This is a genomic window from Lactobacillus kalixensis DSM 16043 (assembly GCF_001434335.1).
Lineage (GTDB): Bacteria > Bacillota > Bacilli > Lactobacillales > Lactobacillaceae > Lactobacillus > Lactobacillus kalixensis.
Window position 1 is genome coordinate 1 of the sequence record NZ_AZFM01000011.1, and the last position, 16,722, is coordinate 16,722.

General features: G+C 35.0%; 9 protein-coding genes. All 9 read left to right on the plus strand.

Annotation, left to right across the window (positions count from 1 at the left end):
• Positions 1–152 precede the first annotated feature (152 nt).
• The 9 genes from glgB (at position 153) to uvrA (ending at position 16,719) form a co-directional block, all read left to right on the plus strand.
• Positions 153–2,042 (plus strand): 1,4-alpha-glucan branching protein GlgB, encoded by a 1,890-nt coding sequence (gene glgB, locus FC46_RS04495; RefSeq protein ID WP_057798284.1) that lies wholly within the window; start codon positions 153–155, stop codon positions 2,040–2,042.
• Positions 2,043–2,055: 13 nt separating this feature from the next.
• Entirely contained in the window at positions 2,056–3,201 is a 1,146-nt protein-coding gene (locus FC46_RS04500; protein ID WP_057798286.1) for a glucose-1-phosphate adenylyltransferase, read from the plus strand.
• The gene (gene glgD / locus FC46_RS04505; protein ID WP_057798289.1) at positions 3,191–4,333 is read left to right on the plus strand and encodes a glucose-1-phosphate adenylyltransferase subunit GlgD; all 1,143 of its coding nucleotides are present in this window, start codon (positions 3,191–3,193) and stop codon (positions 4,331–4,333) included. Before FC46_RS04500 ends, glgD begins: the two co-directional genes overlap by 11 nt.
• A gap of 9 nt (positions 4,334–4,342) precedes the next feature.
• Positions 4,343–5,773, plus strand: coding sequence for a glycogen synthase GlgA (gene glgA, locus FC46_RS04510; protein WP_057798291.1), 1,431 nt, complete (start codon positions 4,343–4,345; stop codon positions 5,771–5,773).
• A gap of 1 nt (position 5,774) precedes the next feature.
• Positions 5,775–8,183 carry a glycogen/starch/alpha-glucan phosphorylase gene (locus FC46_RS04515; protein WP_057798293.1) on the plus strand — a complete coding sequence of 803 codons (2,409 nt, stop codon included), beginning with the start codon at positions 5,775–5,777 and terminating at the stop codon, positions 8,181–8,183.
• Positions 8,184–8,185: 2 nt separating this feature from the next.
• Entirely contained in the window at positions 8,186–9,973 is a 1,788-nt protein-coding gene (locus tag FC46_RS04520) for a glycoside hydrolase family 13 protein (RefSeq protein ID WP_057798396.1), read from the plus strand.
• A 44-nt stretch (positions 9,974–10,017) separates the two neighbouring features.
• Positions 10,018–11,742 (plus strand): phospho-sugar mutase, encoded by a 1,725-nt coding sequence (locus FC46_RS04525; protein WP_057798295.1) that lies wholly within the window; start codon positions 10,018–10,020, stop codon positions 11,740–11,742.
• Positions 11,743–11,840: 98 nt separating this feature from the next.
• Complete coding sequence (gene uvrB / locus FC46_RS04530) at positions 11,841–13,886, plus strand: excinuclease ABC subunit UvrB (protein WP_057798297.1); 2,046 nt, start codon at positions 11,841–11,843, stop codon at positions 13,884–13,886.
• Entirely contained in the window at positions 13,876–16,719 is a 2,844-nt protein-coding gene (uvrA, locus tag FC46_RS04535; protein ID WP_057798299.1) for an excinuclease ABC subunit UvrA, read from the plus strand. The genes uvrB and uvrA overlap by 11 nt, the downstream gene beginning before the upstream one ends.
• Positions 16,720–16,722: the final 3 nt, after the last annotated feature.

A 16,722-nucleotide genomic window follows, 5' to 3' on the forward strand; every position in this document is an offset into this window, starting at 1 on the left:
CAAATGACCTTTTTTAATTTAGGACATAGTGTCCAACTTCATTTTACAATCGGCCATTAAATAATATATAATGAAACTAGAAGAAATTGATTATATTAACTATATATAACCAGTAATATGCTTGCTTTTTGAGGAAGAAAGAAGTGAAGAATATGACAGAAGTATCTGAAAGGATTACAAGGTTTCATTTAGGAAAAGAATTTGCAGCACAAGAAATTTTGGGCTGTCACAAAGAAAATGATGAATATGTTTTTAGGGTTTGGGCACCTCATGCACAAAAAATCTGGCTAACAGGTGATTTTAATGATTGGTCAAAATCACTTGAAATGACTCGAAATTCGGAGGGGATTTGGAGTATTACAACTGATTTACCACAAGAAGACCAGTTGTATAAGTATTTGGTTAAACAAGCTGACGGAACGGAAATTATGAAGATTGATCCGTTTGCTATCCAATTAGAGGCAAGACCTGGTAATGCCGCTGTGATTAGAGATTTTCCTCAGAAGAAATGGCATGACGGTGGTTGGATTGGCCGCAACAAACGGTCAAATCACTTTGCAAGACCAATTAATATATATGAAGTTCATCTGAGCTCTTGGAAAAGACATGAAGATGGGGCGCTATATTCATTAAAAGAATTACAAAAAGAATTAATTCCGTATGTTAAGCAGCAAGGCTTTAATTATATTGAATTTTTACCTTTAACAGCGCATCCACTTGATGCGTCGTGGGGATATCAGACAATTGGCTATTATGCTTTAGAGCGGACGTATGGAACTCCTGAAGAATTGCAAGATTTTGTTGAAGCGTGTCATAACGAAAATATTGGTGTAATTACAGATTGGGTGCCAGGTCACTTTTGTAAAAATGATGATGCATTAGCTTATTACGATGGTACACCAACATTTGAATATTCAGAAAGTTGGCGTGCAGAAAATAAAGGTTGGGGCGTACTTAATTTTGATTTAGGAAAACCAGAAGTACAATCGTTTTTATTATCAAGCGCATTGTTTTGGTTAGAACTGTACCATATTGATGGACTTAGAGTAGATGCAGTTTCTAATATTCTTTATCGTGATTATGATCGAGCACCCGGAGAATGGACACCAGATAAGTTTGGTGGGAATCGCAATTTAGAAGGAATTGAATTCTTACAGAAGTTGAATAGAACTATCAAAGGTTGTCATCCAGAGTCTTTGATGATTGCTGAAGAAAGCTCTGCACAAGTAAAAATAACTGGTCGAATTGAAGATGGTGGACTTGGTTTTGACTTTAAATGGAATATGGGATGGATGAATGACATATTACGTTTTTATGAAATGGATCCACTCTTTAGAAAATTTAATTTCAATTTAGCTACTTTTCCATTTATGTATCGCATGAGTGAGAATTTCGTTTTACCGCTTTCGCACGATGAAGTCGTTCATGGCAAAAAAAGCTTAATGGATAAAATGTTTGGTAGCCGAGAAGACCAGTTTGATCAATTACGTAATCTTTATACCTTACAAATGACTTATCCGGGTAAGAAGTTACTATTCATGGGTAGTGAATTTGGACAATATATTGAATGGCGTTATGCAGAAGGATTAGATTGGGACGAATTATCTGATGAGTTAAATCAGAAAATGCAATTATTTGATAAGAAATTGAATGAATTGTATTTAAATCAACCATCACTATGGCAGTTAGAACAAAAGGAAGATTCAGTCGTTATCATTGATGCAGATAATAAAGATGAATCTGTTCTATCTTTTATCAGACAGGGAAAAATAAGGCACGATTTTTTAATTGTCATTCTGAATTTTACCCCAGTTGAACGAAAAGATTTTCATATCGGAGTTCCATACAAAGGAACATATGAAGAAATATTTAACACAGCAAGAAGTGAATATGGTGGTACATGGACTAAACCAAAACAAAAATTTGAAACTAAAGATTCCCCATTCAAAGATTTAAACTATCAAATCCATGTTGATTTACCTGGCTTTAGTGCAATGATTATCAAACCAGTCGATATTCACATTAAGAGAAGAAGAAAATAGTAGGAGAGGAAAAATGAGTACAAGAATGTTGGGCCTAATTTTAGCAGGAGGTAAAGGTACTAGATTAGGCAAACTTACTAGTGATCAAGCAAAACCAGCAGTTCCTTTTGGAGGGAGATATCGAATTATCGATTTTACCTTGAGTAACTGTGCTAATTCTGGAGTTAGAAATATTGGCATTATTACCCAATATGAGCCATTATTACTGAATAAACACATTGGTAATGGAGCAAGTTGGGGATTAGATGGATTAGAAGCTAGTACAACTATCTTACAACCATATACTGATAATGCAGGTAGTAAATGGTTTAAAGGTACTTCCCATGCTATTTATCAAAATATTAGTTTTATTGATAATGAAGATCCAGAATATGTTCTCATCTTGTCAGGTGACCATATTTACAAAATGGATTATGAATCAATGCTGCAAAATCATATTGACAATAATGCATCATTAACTGTTGCTGTTATTGATGTTCCAATGAATGAAGCATCAAGATTTGGAATTATGAATACAGATGTAAGTGGACGTATTACTGAGTTTGAAGAAAAACCGGAACATCCTAAAAGTAACCATGCTTCAATGGGAATCTACATTTTTAATTGGAAGAGATTACGTGAAGTCTTAACAACAGCATTTACAACTAATGACGACATGCTGGATTTTGGTAAGAATGTTATTCCATACTATTTAAAGAGCGATGAAAGAGTTTTTGCTTACCAATTTGCAGGATATTGGAAGGATGTTGGTACAATTTCATCATTATGGTCTGCAAATATGGAATTTTTAGATGGCAGTGATGGTCTCAATTTGTACGATCGTTCTTGGAGAATATACTCTAAAAATCCAATTGCTCCTCCTCAAATTATTACAGATAATGCCCGCATCAATAATTCGATGATAGTTGATGGTTGTTATGTTGATGGCAAAATTAATCATTCAGTTTTATCAACTAATGTAGATGTGCAAAGAGGCTCGAAAATTAGTGATTCGGTAATTATGCCAGGAGTGAAAATTGGTAAAAATGTAACCATCAAGTATGCGATAGTTGGTGAAAATGCTCAAATTGGTGACGGAGCTGTAGTAGAGGGTTCAATAGACGATATTAAAGTGATTGGTAATTCAGAAAGAGTAGGGGTGTTGCCTAATGAAGACTAGAAAAATGGCTGCAATTTTTAGTAATCAACATGAATATAAGGCTTTATCGCCATTAACTGACGAGAGATCTTTGTCAACATTATACTTTGCAGGCAAGTACCGTCTGATGGATTTTCCACTATCAAGTATTGTTGATGCAGGAATAAATGATATATATACCCTGATTAATCAAGAAAAAGTTAGATCTTATTTAGATCATCTAGGTGGCGGCAAGGAATGGGGATTGAGCACAATTGGATCGTATGAATATTTAGATTTTTATCAAAATATTATGCGAAAACAATCATCTGGTGCAAACTATTTTGATGATTTAATTACATTTCTTGAAACTTCGAATTATCCATACGCAGTCTTGATAGAAAATAAAATGATCGGAAATTTTGATCTTCAATCAATTTTACATTTTCATCAGGAAAATAATGATAAGATCACAGCAGTTTTCAAAAGAGTTAGTGAAGATAATGTTGCTAATGATGACCAAATGTTCATTTTGGATGAAAACAATACAATTATTTCCAATCAGCAAACAATTGATGCGCAACATCAAGATTTTTATAACTTAAGCATGAACATTTTTGTAACAGATACAGATTGGTTAATCGCAGAATTAAAGAAAGCTCAAAAGAGTGGCATTTCACTTGATTTAGGTCAAAAACTCACAGCATTAGCAGCAAAATATCGAACTCATGCTTATGAATATACAGGCTATCTACATAATGTTCATGATATTAAAAGCTATTATGACGCTAATATGGAAATGCTCGATAAGAAAAAGAGAGATCAACTGCTTTATGGTAATCAAAAAATTATTACTAGAATTAGAAATGAAGTTGGAACTTATTTCTCTAAAGATTCAAAAGTAAGAAACTCTATGTTAGCTACTGGTTGTAGAATAAACGGTGAAGTTATTAATTCGGTTCTTTCAAGAAGGGTGTCTGTTTCTGAAAATGCCAAATTAATTAATTCAGTGGTAATGGCCAATGTAGTTTTGGAAAAAGGCTGTACTGTTGAAAATGCCATTATTGATAAAAATGTTGTGATTAAGAAAAATGTCACAATTAAAGGAACTAGTGAAAAACCTTTGGTAATCAAAAAAGGTGCAATTATTACGAAAGATATTATTAAAAAGTAAGGAGACATTGTGCGAGTTTTATTTACAGGTGCGGAATGTGCACCATTCTTTAAAACAGGTGGATTAGGTGATGTATTAGGCGCTTTGCCTAATCAGTTAGCTAAAAGTGGCGTCGATGTTGGGGTGGTTTTACCTTTATATCAAGATATGCCAGAAAAATATCGTAAACAACTTGAATATCAAGGTAATTTTATTGTTCCTGTTGGTTGGCGTAACCAATATTGCGGTATTTTTAAACTTGAAAGAAATGGCGTTAAGTATTTCTTTGTTGATAATGAATACTATTTTAAACGTCCTGGAATATATGGATACTACGATGATGGAGAAAGATTTGCATTTTTCCAACAAGCAGTAATTATGATGATGGAAAGATTCGATTTTATTCCTAATATCTTGCATTGCAACGATTACCATACGTCGTTCATCCCATTTTTATTAAGAGAAAAATGGGGTTTTGTGCAAGCCTACCAAGGAATTAAAACTGTTTTGACGATTCATAACTTAGAATTTCAAGGTAAATATAACGCTCAAACTTTACCAGAATTCTTTAGCTTAGGTTATGATTGGTTTGATAGTGGAATCGTTCGTATGGATAATGATGTTAACTGGATGAAGACAGGGATACTGTATGCTGATCGGGTTACAACAGTTAGTTATTCTTATGCGCGTGAAATTCAAACTCCAGAATTTGGTCAAGGACTTGATGGCATATTAAGAATGTGCTCTCATAAGTTAACTGGTATTCTGAACGGGATTGATTTTAACAAATATAATCCTGAAACAGATAAGGATATTCATACCACGTACAATATTCATCATTTAAATAGAAAAATACAGAACAAAACGGCACTACAAAAAGAGTTAAATCTTCCAGTAAAATCAAATGTTCCACTAATTGGGATGGTTTCAAGATTAACTTCACAAAAAGGCTTTCAATTGCTAATTGACGAATTAGAAAATATTTTGAAGTTTAATGTTCAACTGGTAATTCTAGGAAATGGAGATCCATATTACGAACATTATTTGACTGAAATTGCTAATAATCACAAGAATAAATTAAAAGTGATTTTAGCCTTTGATGTTAAATTAGCTCAAAGAATTTATGCAGGTGCAGATAGTTTTCTAATGCCATCTGCTTTTGAACCTTGTGGGTTGTCTCAACTCATTGCCCTTAGATATGGAACTTTGCCAATTGTACATGAGATTGGTGGTTTAGCTGATACTGTGTGGGTATATGATAAAACAAAGAATGCTGGTACAGGATTTGGCTTTAAACAATTTGATGGTTATCAAATGGTTCAAGCAATTAAAAAGATGCTAACCGTTTATCAGCAAAAGAAAAATTGGATTATGATGCAGAAAAAGGCAATGAATTCTGATTTTTCATGGAAAAACTCAGCTGATAAATATAAATGGATGTATGGGGAGTTGATGGGATAAAATGAGAATTACGAAAGAAGAATTTAAACAACGACTAGCGCGAAAAGTTCGGAATTACTATGAAGAAGAAATTTCTGAAGCTTCCAATGCAGAATTATTTGCAGCTTTGAGCGCAATTGTTAGAGATGGCTTTGCCCCACAATGGCGTAGAACAAGAATTTCGGAAAAAGAACAGAAACAAAAACAAGTTTACTATTTTTCAATTGAGTTTTTGCCAGGAACTTTGTTAAAAAGCAACTTGTTAAACTTAGGTTGGCTTGAAACTGTAAGCGAAGCCTTGGAGGATCTAGGATTAGATCTAGATACGATTGCAACAGCAGAACCAGATATGGCTTTAGGAAATGGTGGATTAGGTCGTTTGGCTGCAGCTTTTATGGATTCACTTGCATCAACTGGTTATACTGGCAACGGTAATGGAATTCGTTATAAATACGGTTTATTTAAGCAAAAATTTGTTAATGGATATCAAAAAGAATTACCTAATGATTGGTTGAAGAGCCAAGATTATTGGGAAGTTCGACGTGAATCCAAATCTGTTTTAGTAAGATTTGGTGGGCAAGTTCATATGGTTGACGATAATGGCTGGCTTGTTCCTCAATATGAAGGTGAAGAAGTAGTTCGAGCTGTACCATATGATATTGCGATTGTTGGTTATCAAAATGGTTTAACAAATACTTTGCGTTTGTGGGATGCAGAAATTCCACCAGAGGGAGAATTAAATTATCCTACAATTGAAGATAGACGGCGAATTGAAGATATTACCTCAATTCTTTATCCAGACGATTCAAACTATGAAGGAAGATTATTGCGTCTTAAGCAAGAGTATTTCTTTACCTCTGCGGGATTACAAAGTATTTTGAACTATTATGTTAAAGAAATTGCAAAACATGATTTTTCTGAATTACCAAATTATGTAGCTATTCACATAAATGATACTCACCCTGCATTGGCCGTTGCAGAAATGATGCGTTTATTGGTTGATAAATATCGTGTTAGTTGGGATAAGGCATGGAATATTACAGTAAAAACCATGAGCTATACCAACCATACCATTATGCAAGAGGCACTAGAGAAGTGGGAAATTTCGATGATGAGTGAGCTTTTGCCTCGGATTATGCAAATTATTACCGAAATTGATCGTCGTTATGTTGAGAATTTAAAGAATAAAGTTTCAGATGAAGTAATTGAGAGAACTAGAATCATCAAAGATGGAAAAGTTCGCATGGCCCATTTAGCTATTATTGGATCACATTCAATAAACGGTGTTGCAGAGCTTCATACGCAATTACTTGAAACAGAAGTATTGAAAGACTTTTATAACCTTTATCCTGAACGTTTTAATAATAAAACAAATGGAATTACTTTACGTCGCTGGATTCAAATTGCTAATCCAGATCTATCTAAATTACTCGATAAGACAATTGGTAAAGAATGGCGAGCTAATTCCGATGAAATGCTGAATTTTGAAAAATACCTTCATAATTCAGAAACTTTAAATTCTTTAAAGAAAATTAAGTACGATAACAAAGTAAAGCTAGCTAAACTCATAAAAGATCGAACTGGTATTATTGTTGATCCAAAAGCTATTTTTGATGTTCAAGTTAAGAGATTACACGCATATAAACGTCAGACCTTAAAATTGTTGCACATTCTACACTTATATCAAGATTTGAAGGCAGGAATTGATCATCCAAAGCGTGTTGTGATTTTCGGTGCTAAAGCTGCTCCAAGTTATGTATTCGCAAAGCAAGTAATTAAAGTTATTAATGAAACAGCTAATATGATCAATAATGATCCAGATATTCATGATAAATTAAAGGTCATCTTCCTAGAAAATTATGATGTAACTCTTGCTGAAAAAATCATCCCTGCTGCTGACGTGAGTGAACAAATTTCAACTACTACTAAAGAAGCTAGTGGTACAAGTAATATGAAGCTTATGGCTAATGGTGCATTAACGGTTGCAACAATGGACGGAGCTAACATTGAAATTAAAGATGCAGTTGGTGAAGATAACATCTTTTCATTTGGCTTAGCTAAAGATGAAGTTTATAAATATTATGCTTCCAAGTCGTATCATCCAAGAAATTTGTATGAGAATGATGCGGTAATGAAGAGAGCTGTTGATAGCTTGATCGACGGCACAATTCCAAATAGCAATAGCGAGGGACAAGCACTGTTCAATAACTTCTTAGAAGATAACGAACAATTCTTGGTTTTAGCAGATTTTAGTAGCTATATAAAAATTCAGAATAAGCTTGAACAAGCTTGGGCTCAAGAGAGACTTTGGTACCAAATGAGTTTGGTCAATATTGCGCATTCAGAACGATTTGATGTTGACAAGACAATCAAACGATATGCAAAAGAAATTTGGCATTTGAATCAACTGAAAATAGAAAAGACAAAGTAAAAATGAAAGTTAAATTTGATTCTTGGGATGAAGATTTCAAAAGTGTATTTGGGGCAATCCAAGCAGGAACTACAGTTAAGTGGTGCCTGGAATTTGATCAAGATGTAAGAGAAGTAACTCTTTGGTTGATCAAAAGTGGTGAAGAACCTGTTGCATATCCGATGGGAATAAATACTCAAACTCAACGCTATGAAACTGAAGTTAGAGTTGGAACCTCAGGAATTTATTACTATTACTTCGCCTTTAAAGTTGATAATCAAATGAAATTTGTTGAACAAGGTAGATTTGGCCAAGGAGTTTTGACTGATAATGGTCAGAATATCAACAGTTTTCAATTAACTTGTTATGACTATGATGCCCCAGAAGTTGACTGGTATCAAAAAGGGACTGCGTATCAAATTTTTCCGGATCGTTTTGCCAATGGAAATCCTCATGGTGAGATTTATGGTAAAAAGAAAAATTCTTTTATTTATGCAACAGATGAGGATGTTCCATATTATATAAAGAATTCTCGTGGGGAAATTGTCAGGTGGGACTTTTTTGGCGGAAATTTAGAAGGAATTAGACAAAAAATCCCATATTTTAAGAAGCTTGGAATAAATATTATTTATTTAAATCCGATTTTTTTATCTTCAAGTAATCACCGGTACGATACAATTGATTATTTTAAAATTGATCCAATGCTTGGAGACGAAGAAGATTTAAATAACTTACTTACTGATTTGCATAAAAATAAGATACGTTTGATTTTAGATGGCGTGTTTAATCATGCAGGTCAGGATAGTATATATTTTCAAGCAGCAATTAATAATCCAGACAGTCGTTACAAATCTTGGTTTAATTTCATTAATTATCCAGAAAAATACCAGTCATGGTGGGGAGTTTCGACGTTACCAGAGTTTAATAAAAGTAATCCAGAATACCAAAATCTAATCTATGGTAAAAAAGGAGTATTAGATAAATGGACAACATTTGATATTGATGGTTGGAGATTGGATGTGGCTGATGAACTTCCGATGCCGTTCTTGCGTAATATTCGTAGCCGATTGGCAAAAGATAATTGCTCAGTTCTAATTGGTGAAGTATGGGAAGATGCGTCGAACAAATATGTTAATAGTGAATACCGTCCGTATATTACGGGAGATAATCTGACTGGGGTTATGAATTATCCTATCAGAAACTTTATAGTTAATTTGTTAACTGCGGATAACTATGAAAGAGAAACTCAAGTTTTTGATAACATTTCTCGAATTATCGAGCATTATCCTACGTCTTTTTTGAAAAATTGTTTGAACAATGTTGGTACTCATGATACTGCAAGAATAAAAACTGTTTTAGGGCAGAATGAGTATTTAGTCAGTTTGGCATTTGGATTGTTATTTATGTTGCCTGGTGTTCCTTGTATCTATTATGGGGATGAAGCAGGGCTAATCGGTGATAGCGATCCAGATAACAGAAGATTCTTTCCATGGGATAATATCAGCACTTTTTTACCAAATAGAATTAGAAACTGGATTGACTTTAGAAAGAATAATTCAGTACTAATTGATGGAAAAATTGGCTTTTTTCAAGCAGAATTTGGTGTTTCTGGTATTATTAGATATGATGATAAGAATATCTTTATTTATCTCATTAATAAGAATGAATATGACCTTAAGTTAAATAAAGATCATATCAAGTTTTATTGTTTACCTAAGGATGTTCAAAGTCAGGTTTTGAGTGAATTAAATCAAATAGAAATTAATCACTTCTCTGACTATCAAAAAAACATCAAGAGAATCAACAATTAGGTTTTTATTGCTGATTGAATTAAAGAAATTTCACAGAGGAATATATGGAAGCTAAAGAAATTTTTAATGAGTGGCAACAAGCCACCAATTTACCAGATTATTTGAGTGATCAATTAGCAGAATTAGGAAAAGATCCAAAATGGATTGAAGATGCATTTGGTCAAGATATCAACTTCGGAACAGCAGGCATGCGTGGAAGACTTGAACCAGGTACTAATAGAATTAATTTGTTCACTGTTGGACGAGTTACTGAAGGTATGGCGCGTTTAATTGAAGAAGAAGGCGAAGATGCTAAGCAACGTGGTGTCGCAATTTCATTTGATTCTCGTTACCATTCAAGAGAATTTGCGGAACATGCAGCCCGAATTTTAGGTGCACATGGCATTCACGTTTACTTATTTGATGATTTAAGACCTACACCTGAGCTTTCTTTTGCAGTTCGATATTTACATACTTTTGCAGGAATTAACATAACTGCTTCTCATAATGCTAAACAATATAACGGTTATAAAGCATATGGTGAAGATGGTGCTCAGATGGCTCCAGAGAATGCCGATAGATTGTTTGCTTATGCTCAAAAAGTAGATAATATTTTTGATATTAAAGCAGCTCCTGTGACTGAACTAAGAGCAAACGGAACTTTGCAATTAATTGGTGAAGATGTTGATGAAGCCTACTTTAATGAATTAAAGCAGGTCACAGTTGATACTGAAATGGTTAAGGCTAACGCTAATAAGTTAAAAATCATTTATACTCCACTTCACGGTACAGGTAAGATGCTTTATGATCGTGCATTTAGACAAGGCGGCTTTGATAATGTTATCCCTGTTCCTAGCCAATCAATTATTGATCCAGAATTTCCAACTACCATTAAGCCCAACCCAGAATATCGTGATGTTTTTGAACCAGGGTTTAAATTAGCTGATGAAGTTAATGCCAATGTTATCATTGCTACTGACCCAGATGCTGATAGAATGGGTGCTGCTGTTAGAAAAGAAAATGGTGATTTCCAAGTTTTAACTGGTAATCAAATTGCTACTTTAATGGCATACTATTTATTGCGTCACTTAAAGGAAAGCGGAAAATTAGAAAACGATTATGAAATTGTTACTTCCGTTGTTTCAAGTGCTTTACCATTTAAAATTGCTAAGGACTTCGGTATTAAAACTAAGCATGTTCTGACCGGGTTTAAGTATATTGGTGAAGAAGTAGACCGTATGAATAAAGAACATGATGGAAAATTCCTGATGGGCTTTGAAGAAAGTTACGGCTATTTGTTTAAACCATTTGCACGTGATAAAGATGCTATGCAAGGTGCCTTAATGTTTGCCGAAGTTGCAAGTTATTATGCTTCACGTGGCATGACTGTATTCGATGGATTGAAGGAAATTTGGCAAAAGTATGGTGTTGCTTATGAAGTTACTAAAGCCATTGAAATGCCTGGTATTGGCGGTCAAAAGAAGATGGCTGAATTGATGAGTAAGCTTAGAAGCGAACACTTAACTGAAATCGGTGGTAGTAAAGTTGTTAAGATTCAAGATTTCTTGAAGAAAGAAACCATTGAAAATGGTCAAGTAACTACCCTTGAAGGATTCCCAGAATCAAATGTTTTAAAATACTTCTTAGATGATGAAACTTGGGTTGCTTTAAGACCATCAGGCACAGAGCCTGTTATTAAGGCGTATGTAGGTGTCAATAAAGAAGATATCGAATCTGCTAAGAAGGCAGCTGATGATTATCAAGAAGCTTTATCAAATTTGTTAAAATAAAGCAAATTACGTGCGAAATTACGTTCGTAATAGTACAATTAAAGACGTTAAAATTAAAGTTGGACAGTGTGTCCAACTTTTTTTGCGAGGTGTCTTCAATGATTAAACGACAAAAAGATCGCAAGTTTGAACTTGTATCGAAATATAAGCCAGCTGGCGATCAACAACAAGCAATTGATAAGTTAACAGAAGGTTTTAAAAAAGGATATAAAGAGCAAATCCTTGAAGGTGCTACCGGGACAGGTAAGACCTTTACAATGGCAAATATCATTGCCAAGCTTAATAAGCCAACTTTAGTAATTTCTCATAATAAAACTTTAGTTGGTCAACTTTATGGGGAATTTAAGAGTTTCTTCCCTAAGAATGCGGTTGAATATTTTGTCTCTTATTATGATTATTATCAACCAGAAGCATATGTGCCACAATCTGATACTTATATTGAAAAAGATTCAGCAATCAATGATGAAATTGATCAACTTCGGCACGCTGCTACTAGTGCCTTGATGGAACGTAATGACGTTATTGTCGTTGCTTCAGTATCTTGCATTTATGGGTTAGGTGATCCACGTGAATATGCTAAGAGTGTTTTAACCATCCATGAAGGCGACGAGATTGAACGGAATGAATTATTAAGAGATTTGGTTAATATCCAATACGACCGCAATGATATTGATTTCCAACGTGGACGTTTCCGTGTACGTGGAGATGTAGTTGAAATCTTTCCAGCTGGTAATTCAAATCATGCTTATCGAGTTGAATTTTTTGGGGATGAAATTGATCGAATTGTTGAAATTGACTCATTAACTGGAGAAGTAATTGGAGAACGTGAAACTATTTCGCTTTTCCCAGCTACTCACTTTATGACTAACGATGAGCAATTAAGGCGGGCTTTGAAGTCAATTTCTAAAGAAATGAATATTCAAGTTAAAAAATTCGAAGGTGAAGGTAAATTGCTTGAAGCTCAGAGAATCAAGCAAAGAACCACTTATGATATGGAAATGATGGGTGAAGTTGGTTACACTAATGGGATCGAAAACTACTCTCGTCATATGGAAAACCGCAAAGAGGGTGAACCACCATATACTTTGCTTGATTTCTTTCCAGATGATTTCTTGATTTTAATTGATGAATCTCACGCAACTATGCCAGAAATTCGGGCAATGTACAACGGTGACCGTAATCGTAAGCAAACTTTGATAGATTATGGTTTCCGCTTACCATCAGCTTTGGATAACCGACCACTTAAGCTAGAAGAATTTGAAAAGCATGTTAATAAGATTCTTTATGTTTCTGCAACACCTGGTGATTATGAATTAGAGCGAACTGATCATAAGGTTGAGCAAATTATTCGTCCAACTGGATTGCTTGATCCTAAAGTCGAGGTAAGGCCGATTCAAGGACAAATTGATGACTTGGTTGGAGAAATCAATAAACGAATTGAACGCAATGAACGTGTTTTTGTCACTACTTTAACTAAGAAGATGGCGGAAGATTTAACTGATTATTTGAAAGACTTAGGAATCAAAGTTCGCTATTTGCATTCAGATATTAAAACTCTTGAAAGAATGCAAACATTGCGTGATTTACGGTTAGGAAAATTTGATGTTTTGATCGGAATTAACTTACTTCGTGAAGGAATCGATGTTCCAGAAGTTTCATTAGTGGCAATTTTGGATGCTGATAAGGAAGGATTCTTAAGAGCATATCGTCCATTAGTTCAGACAATGGGGCGTGCTGCACGTAATGCAAATGGTGAGGTAATTATGTATGCTGATACAATTACTGATTCAATGAGAGCAGCGATTGATGCTACTAATCGGCGTCGCAGAATTCAAATGAAATTTAATAAGGAACATGGAATTACGCCTAAGACAATTATTAAACCAATTAGAGAGGCGATTTCAGCCACTAAGAAGACTGATCAAAAAGAAGAAAAGTCAGATAGCTTTGCAGATTTGAACTTTGACGAATTAACTGTCAAGCAGAAGCAAACAATGATTGCCAATCTTGAAACACAGATGAAAGAAGCTGCTAAAAAGCTTGATTTCGAAGAAGCAGCTAATTTGCGTGACGCAATTATGGAATTACAAAAATCAGTTAAAAAACCAAAGAAGAAAAAGGGCAGTGCATTAAATGGGAAATGATAACATTGTAGTTCGCGGTGCACGTGAACATAATTTGAAAGATGTAAATTTAACAATCCCTAAGAATAAATTGGTTGTTATTACAGGTTTATCTGGATCGGGAAAAAGCTCATTAGCTTTTGATACTTTATATGCCGAAGGACGTAGACGCTATGTTCAATCATTATCTAGTTATGCTAGACAATTTCTGGGGCAAATGGATAAACCAGATGTAGATTCTATTGATGGGTTAAATCCAGCAATTTCAATTGATCAAAAGACTACGTCTCATAATCCTCGTTCAACTGTAGGTACAGTTACAGAAATTAATGATTATTTACGTCTGCTTTGGGCTAGAGTCGGTACGCCAATTTGTCCAAATGATGGAACAGTGATTGAACGCCAGAGTGTTGATCAAATGGTCGACATTATTATGGCTCTTCCAGAAAGAAGTAAGATTCAGTTGCTTGCTCCAGTTGTTAGAGCTAAGCGCGGTGAACATAAAGAAGTGTTTAAACGTGTTCAACGTGCTGGTTATGTTCGTGTTATTGTTGATGGAGAAATGCACGAAATAGGCGAGGAATTCAATCTTGAAAAAAATAAGCGTCACTCGATTGATATTGTGGTTGATCGTTTAGTTGTCAAAGAAAGTATTCGCTCGCGTTTATTCGATTCCATTGAAGCGGCTTTGCGTCTATCTGATGGGTATTTAAATGTTGATGTTATTGGTGATAAAATGCTCAACTTTTCTGAATACTACGCTTGTCCTAAATGCGGCTTTACAGTAGGCGAAATGGAACCACGATTATTTTCATTCAATGCACCATTTGGTGCTTGTCCTGACTGTGATGGACTTGGAATGAAATTGTCAGTTGATGAAGATTTAGTTATTCCAGACAAGACAAAGACTTTGGCCGAGGGGGCTTTAGCACCTTGGAAGACTTCTAAGTACTACAGTGAAATGCTAGAGCAGGCTTGCACAGCTCTAAAGATTCCAATGGATAAACCATTTAACAAACTTACAAAACGGCAAAAAGATATCATTTTATTTGGATCCAAAAAAGATATTAACTTCCATGTTACCGGAGATTTTGGTGTTAACGATACAACGCAACCGTTTGAAGGGGTAATGGTAAATGTTAACCGCCGCTACAACAAGCCAATGTCTAAATTCATGCAAGAAGTCATGGGGAAATATATGACTGAATTAACTTGTTCAACTTGTCATGGTATGCGTCTTAATGAAAAAGCTTTGGCTGTCAAGGTTGGCGGTAAAGATATTGCACAAGCATCCGATCTTTCAATTGATAAAGCTCTAGCCTTTTTTAAAGACCTCAGTTTTGATGGTGCTAAAACGACAATTGCTAAGCCAATTTTGAAGGAAGTGCGTGATCGACTCAGCTTCTTAAACAGTGTTGGCTTGGATTATTTAACTTTGTCTCGTTCTGCTAATACCTTATCTGGTGGAGAAGCCCAACGTATTCGCTTGGCTACGCAAATTGGTTCGAATTTATCAGGTGTTATGTATGTTCTTGACGAACCTTCAATTGGTCTTCATCAAAGAGATAATGATCGTTTAATTGCTTCGCTTAAACGAATGAGGGACTTAGGTAATTCTCTTATCGTAGTTGAACACGATGATGAGACGATGAAGCAAGCGGATTATTTAATTGATATGGGACCTGGCGCAGGTGTCTATGGCGGTAAAGTGATGGCTGCAGGAACACCAGAAGAGGTAGAAAAGAACCCCGAGTCATTGACTGGTCAATATCTTTCGGGCGAAAAATTTGTTCCGGTTCCTTTAAAGAGAAGAAAAGGTAATGGAAAGAAGATCACAATTAAAGGCGCTCAAGAAAACAATTTAAAAGATATTAATGTCGATTTTCCTTTAGGGAAATTAACTGTGGTTACTGGTGTATCAGGCTCTGGTAAATCAACTTTAGTTAACATGATCCTAAAGAGGGCTTTAGCGCAAAAATTAAACAATAATTCCACTAAGCCAGGTAAGTATAAGAGTATTACTGGTTACAAGAATATTGAGAAAATTATCGATATTGACCAAACTCCAATTGGTAGAACTCCGCGTTCTAACCCTGCAACCTACACCAGCGTTTTTGATGATATTAGAACTTTATTTGCTCAAACAAATGAAGCTAAGATGCGTGGTTATACCAAGGCTCGTTTTTCATTTAATGTTAAAGGTGGACGCTGCGAGGCTTGTCATGGAGATGGAATTATCAAGATCGAGATGAACTTCTTGCCTGATGTTTATGTCCCTTGTGAGGTGTGTCATGGTACGCGTTATAATTCTGAAACTTTAGAAGTAACTTATCGCGAAAAGAATATTTCTCAGGTTTTGGATATGACAATTAACGAAGCCGTTAAATTCTTCAAGAATATACCTAAGATTGAGCGTAAATTGCAGACTATTGTGGACGTTGGCTTAGGGTATGTAAAACTTGGGCAATCTGCTACCACTTTGTCAGGTGGGGAAGCTCAAAGAATGAAATTGGCAGCAGAGTTACAAAAATTATCTACTGGCAAGAATTTCTATATCTTAGATGAACCAACGACTGGTCTTCATACTGATGATATTAAACGCCTTATGGATGTTTTGCAGCGTTTGGTTGATGAAGGTAACACCGTTTTGATCATTGAACACAATTTAGATGTGATTAAATGTGCTGACTGGCTAATTGATTTGGGGCCAGAAGGTGGCGATGGCGGTGGAACGATTGTTGCTACCGGTACTCCTGAAGAAATTGCTGAAGTAAAGGAAAGTTACACAGGTAAATATTTAAAGCCGGTGTTAGAGCGCGATACTAAATTAACTAAAGAAGCCGAAAATAAATAGATT

Excerpts from the sequence above, each read along its gene's own strand:
- glgD (WP_057798289.1), top strand. The coding sequence starts at position 3,191 with ATGAAGACTAGAAAAATGGCTGCAATTTTTAGTAATCAACATGAATAT.
- uvrA (WP_057798299.1), top strand. The coding sequence starts at position 13,876 with ATGGGAAATGATAACATTGTAGTTCGCGGTGCACGTGAACATAATTTG.
- FC46_RS04500 (WP_057798286.1), top strand. The coding sequence starts at position 2,056 with ATGAGTACAAGAATGTTGGGCCTAATTTTAGCAGGAGGTAAAGGTACT.
- FC46_RS04515 (WP_057798293.1), top strand. The coding sequence starts at position 5,775 with ATGAGAATTACGAAAGAAGAATTTAAACAACGACTAGCGCGAAAAGTT.
- glgB (WP_057798284.1), top strand. The coding sequence starts at position 153 with ATGACAGAAGTATCTGAAAGGATTACAAGGTTTCATTTAGGAAAAGAA.
- FC46_RS04520 (WP_057798396.1), top strand. The coding sequence starts at position 8,186 with ATGAAAGTTAAATTTGATTCTTGGGATGAAGATTTCAAAAGTGTATTT.
- FC46_RS04525 (WP_057798295.1), top strand. The coding sequence starts at position 10,018 with ATGGAAGCTAAAGAAATTTTTAATGAGTGGCAACAAGCCACCAATTTA.
- uvrB (WP_057798297.1), top strand. The coding sequence starts at position 11,841 with ATGATTAAACGACAAAAAGATCGCAAGTTTGAACTTGTATCGAAATAT.